5 protein-coding genes are annotated in these 3,595 nt (G+C 71.2%); 1 reads left to right on the top strand and 4 read right to left on the bottom strand.

The window, feature by feature from the left end; genetic code table 11:
* Positions 1–9 precede the first annotated feature (9 nt).
* Positions 10–213, bottom strand: coding sequence for a hypothetical protein (locus H5J30_RS22160; RefSeq protein WP_181789138.1), 204 nt, complete (start codon positions 211–213; stop codon positions 10–12).
* 72 nt (positions 214–285) lie between these two features.
* Entirely contained in the window at positions 286–1,212 is a 927-nt protein-coding gene (gene ligD, locus H5J30_RS22165) for a non-homologous end-joining DNA ligase (RefSeq protein ID WP_181789139.1), read from the bottom strand.
* Positions 1,213–1,243: 31 nt separating this feature from the next.
* Here ligD and ku point away from each other — a divergent pair, with 31 nt between their 5' ends.
* The gene (gene ku, locus H5J30_RS22170; RefSeq protein ID WP_181789140.1) at positions 1,244–2,215 is read left to right on the top strand and encodes a non-homologous end joining protein Ku; all 972 of its coding nucleotides are present in this window, start codon (positions 1,244–1,246) and stop codon (positions 2,213–2,215) included.
* Between the two features lie 129 nt (positions 2,216–2,344).
* Here ku and H5J30_RS22175 read toward each other — a convergent pair whose 3' ends face one another.
* Positions 2,345–3,079, bottom strand: a complete 735-nt coding sequence (locus tag H5J30_RS22175) for a DUF2382 domain-containing protein (RefSeq protein ID WP_181789141.1) — start codon at positions 3,077–3,079, stop codon at positions 2,345–2,347.
* 136 nt (positions 3,080–3,215) lie between these two features.
* Positions 3,216–3,595, bottom strand: a 380-nt coding sequence (locus H5J30_RS36020) for a hypothetical protein (RefSeq protein WP_220189218.1), incomplete at its 5' end; no start/stop codon positions are given.

The raw sequence follows: 3,595 nt of genomic DNA on the forward strand, positions 1-3,595 counted from the left end.
GACCGTTCGCTATCCGCGGTTGCGGCGCGCGCCGCGCCGCTCGACCTGCGGAGTCATCCTGCTTCGCTGCGACTTGGCATCGTTGTGCGCCTCCGTCGAGGACTGCCGCCGGTCCTCCTCGACGCGCTCGGTCCGGGCGTTCATCGCCTCCTGGAACGCGGCGTTGCCGCCCTGCCGGTGCCTGGTGGAGTCGTGCTTGTGGTGCTTGGCCATGACCGACGCCTCCTCGTGACCCTGGTGACGCTGTCGAACGTGTCGGTCGCTATCCACTGTCCCACGAATGGACTAATCAGTCATATCCGGCAGGTCGAAGTGGTCGCCGAGCAGTGGTGCCAGCAGGTCGCCGTGCGTGCCGATGCGCTCCAGCACGTCACCGGGGAGGAAGACCAGCTCGTCCGGATCGCCGCAAGCCTCCACCTCGTCCCAGGTCAGCGGGGTGGAGACGGTCGGCCGGGCCTTGGCGCGCAGCACGTACGGGGCGACGGTGGTCTTCGCCCGCGAGTTCTGGCTCCAGTCGACGAAGACCTTCCGCGGGCGCAGCTTGCGTGCCATCCGGTGCAGGATCAGCTCCGGGTGCTCCTCCTCCAGCCGCCGGGCCAGGGACTTCGCGTACGCGCTGGTGGCCTCGGCGGAGGCGGGGGCGAGGGGCACGTACAGGTGCAGGCCCTTGGAGCCGGAGGTCTTGGGCCAGGCGTCGAGCCCGTCCGCGCGCAGCGCCTCGCGCACGAGCAGCGCGGCGCGGCAGCACTCGACGACTGTGGCGGGCGGGCCGGGGTCGAGGTCGAAGACGATCCGGTCGGCGAGCCGGTCGCCGGCCCTGACCGGCCCCGCCGCCTTCTTCGCGCCGGGGTCGAGGGCCCTCCACTGCGGTACGTGCAGCTCCAGCGCGGCGAGGTTCGCCGCCCAGAGCAGGGTCGGCAGGTCCTGGACGAGCACGTGGTGCACGGTGCTCCGGGTCAGCTCGACATCGACGGTGCTCACCCATTCAGGCGTGCCCGCGGGGGCGTTCTTGGCGAAGAACCGCTGCCCGTCCACGCCGTCCGGGAAGCGCAGGAAGGAGGCGGCCCGGTCGCGTACGTGCGGCAGCAGGACGTCGGCGACTTGGGCGTAGTAGTGCAGCGCCTCGCCCTTGGTGAAGCCGTGCTCGGGCCACAGCACCTTGTCGAGGTTGCTGAGCTTCAGGCGGCGTCCTTCGACCTCGGTGACCGGCATATGCTGAACCTCCGGGAGAGAGGACATATGGATGAAATCTATATGGAAGGGTGCGATCTCCTTCGGGTTGGTCAGCATCCCCGTCCAGCTCTACTCCGCCACCGAGGAGCACGGGGTGTCCTTCCGGCAGGTGCACGCCGAGGACGGCGGCCGGATCCGCTACCGGCGGTTCTGCGAGCTGGAGGACCGCGAGGTGCAGTACGCGGAGATCACCAGGGCGTACGAGACGGAGGACGGCGACCTCGTCGTCCTCACCCCCGAGGACCTCGCCCAGCTGCCGCTGCCCAGCAAGAAGATCATCGACGTGGTGGGCTTCGAGGAGACCGGCTACTTCGACCCCATCCAGTTCTCCCGCGCGTACTACGTCAAGGCCGCCGACGCCGCGGCGGCCAAGCCGTACGTCCTGCTCCGCGAGGCGCTGAAGCGCTCGGGGCGGGTGGCGGTGGTCAAGGTGGCGCTCCGCAACCGCGAGGCGCCCGCGCTGGTGCGGGTGCTGGAGGAGGAGGACGTCCTCGTCCTGCACACGATGCTCTGGCCCGACGAGGTGCGCTCGGCGCAGACGGTGGCGCCGGACGAGAAGGTGACGGTGCGCCGGCAGGAACTGGACATGGTCGACTCCCTCATGGATGCGCTGGGCGGCTACGACCCGGACGAGTTCACGGACGAGTACCGCGAAGCGGTCGAAGCACTCGTCGCGAGCAAGGAGGGCATCGCGCCGCCGCTGCCGAAGGAGGCGGAGGGCGAGGAGAAGGGCCAGGTCATCGACCTGATGTCGGCGCTGGAGGCGAGCGTCAAGGCGGCGCAGGACAAACGCGGGGGGACGGCGGCGCCGCGGAAGAAGGCGGCGGCGAAGAAGACGGCCGCGAAGAAGAAGACGGCGGCGAAGAAGACCGCGACGACGGGCAAGAAGACCGCGACCAAGACAGCGGCCAAGACGACGGCCAAGACGACGGCGAAGAAGACCGGCAAGAAGGCGGCGAAGAAGCCGGGCAAGGCGGCCTGATCGATCGGCCCATCGGCCCATCGGCCCGTCGGCCCATCGGCACGGGGACCGGGAGGGCGGGTCGGCCGGAGCCGACGGGCGGGGGCCCGCACGTCGGCGGACCCCCGCCCGGTGGGCAGGGTGGGGCGGTCAGAACCAGCGGCCGCGGCCCTTGCCCTCCCCGATGTCCTCGGCGGCGCCGGGGGTGTCGGCGCTCTCGGGCGCGGCGGCATGGCCCCGGCTCTCCGTGGATCCCTCGTGCTGCCCGTATCGGATGCCCCCGCCGCGCAGGTCGTAGCCTTCCTGCACCTCGCGGACGCTCATCGACGAGCCCTGGCCGGCCGGCACGTTCTCGACGATCTCCTCGGTCTTGAGGACGGTCTCGAACGTCTGGGTGTCCTCGATCCGCCGGGTGCCGATGTCGGCGACGGCGTAGGGCTCGGACACCTTGTGGACGACGACCTCGGCGTCCTCGCCGTAGAGCGGCACCTTCACGCTGCGCTCCACGAACTCGTGGTGGTCGCCGGCGATCAGGTTGCCGTCCTTGCCGTCGACGTCGCTGCGCCGTACGACGCACTCGTCGTGGCCGCGGGTGACCTCGAACCGCTGCGGGGTCTCCCGCACCCGGATCGTGACCTCGGCCTCGCCCATGGGCTGCCGCCGGTCGACGGGCTCGACCTGGAGCCGCTCGCGGTACGCGACGACGCGCTGGTCCTCCGCCGCGCCGCCCCGCGCCGCGCTCTCGGGTTGCTGACCGCGCCGGCCCATCTGCTCGCTCCGGCCGCCGCCGCCCGCCGCAGCGGCGGCGTCGGTCTCGCGCCCTACCCCCGCGGCTTTCGCGGCCTTGCCACTGCCGCCACTGGCTGTATTCCTGTCGGTCTGCACTGTTCCTCCCGCTGGATGGTGCGTGCAGGGATAGAAGCGGTCCGCCGACTCGTTCGACGAAACCGGCATATCACCATGTAACGCCTCCGCCGTTCAGGTGTCGACCGGAGGGAGTAATCAGCAGCTCGCGCGCGGCTCAGTGCCGCGCCTCACCGCCCTGGTCACCCCCGGCCCGCCGGCCCGCGCGCTTGCGCAACCTGGCGCGCCCGGCCTCGCGAAGCTGCGGATCGGCGTCGATGGCCTGATCCTGCTCGTCGTCGTACGCGTCCCGCGACGGCTGTCCGTCACCCCGGCCGCCGTCCTCACGGCCGGAACCACTGGTCGGACGCTTGTCGGTATGCACGGGTCGCCTCCCGCCGGAGGTAGGGGTGATCGCGGCTTTCCCCGGAGGTACGAACCAGGAAAAGCCCGGCGATTCCATGAAAACGCGGGCGGATGGGCGTGTCGACCGGAGCTGGAAGGCGCGCCGCGGGGGCGCCGGGAAGGCGGAGGCAGGCTCCGGCTTGCGGGCGGTCC

The organism is Streptomyces phytophilus (assembly GCF_013870535.1).
Taxonomy (GTDB): domain Bacteria; phylum Actinomycetota; class Actinomycetes; order Streptomycetales; family Streptomycetaceae; genus Streptomyces; species Streptomyces phytophilus.

What these genes read in the sequence shown, in the direction of transcription:
- H5J30_RS22160 (WP_181789138.1), bottom strand. Translation starts at nt 213, where the DNA reads ATGGCCAAGCACCACAAGCACGACTCCACCAGGCACCGGCAGGGCGGC.
- ligD (WP_181789139.1), bottom strand. Translation starts at nt 1,212, where the DNA reads ATGCCGGTCACCGAGGTCGAAGGACGCCGCCTGAAGCTCAGCAACCTC.
- ku (WP_181789140.1), top strand. Translation starts at nt 1,244, where the DNA reads ATGAAATCTATATGGAAGGGTGCGATCTCCTTCGGGTTGGTCAGCATC.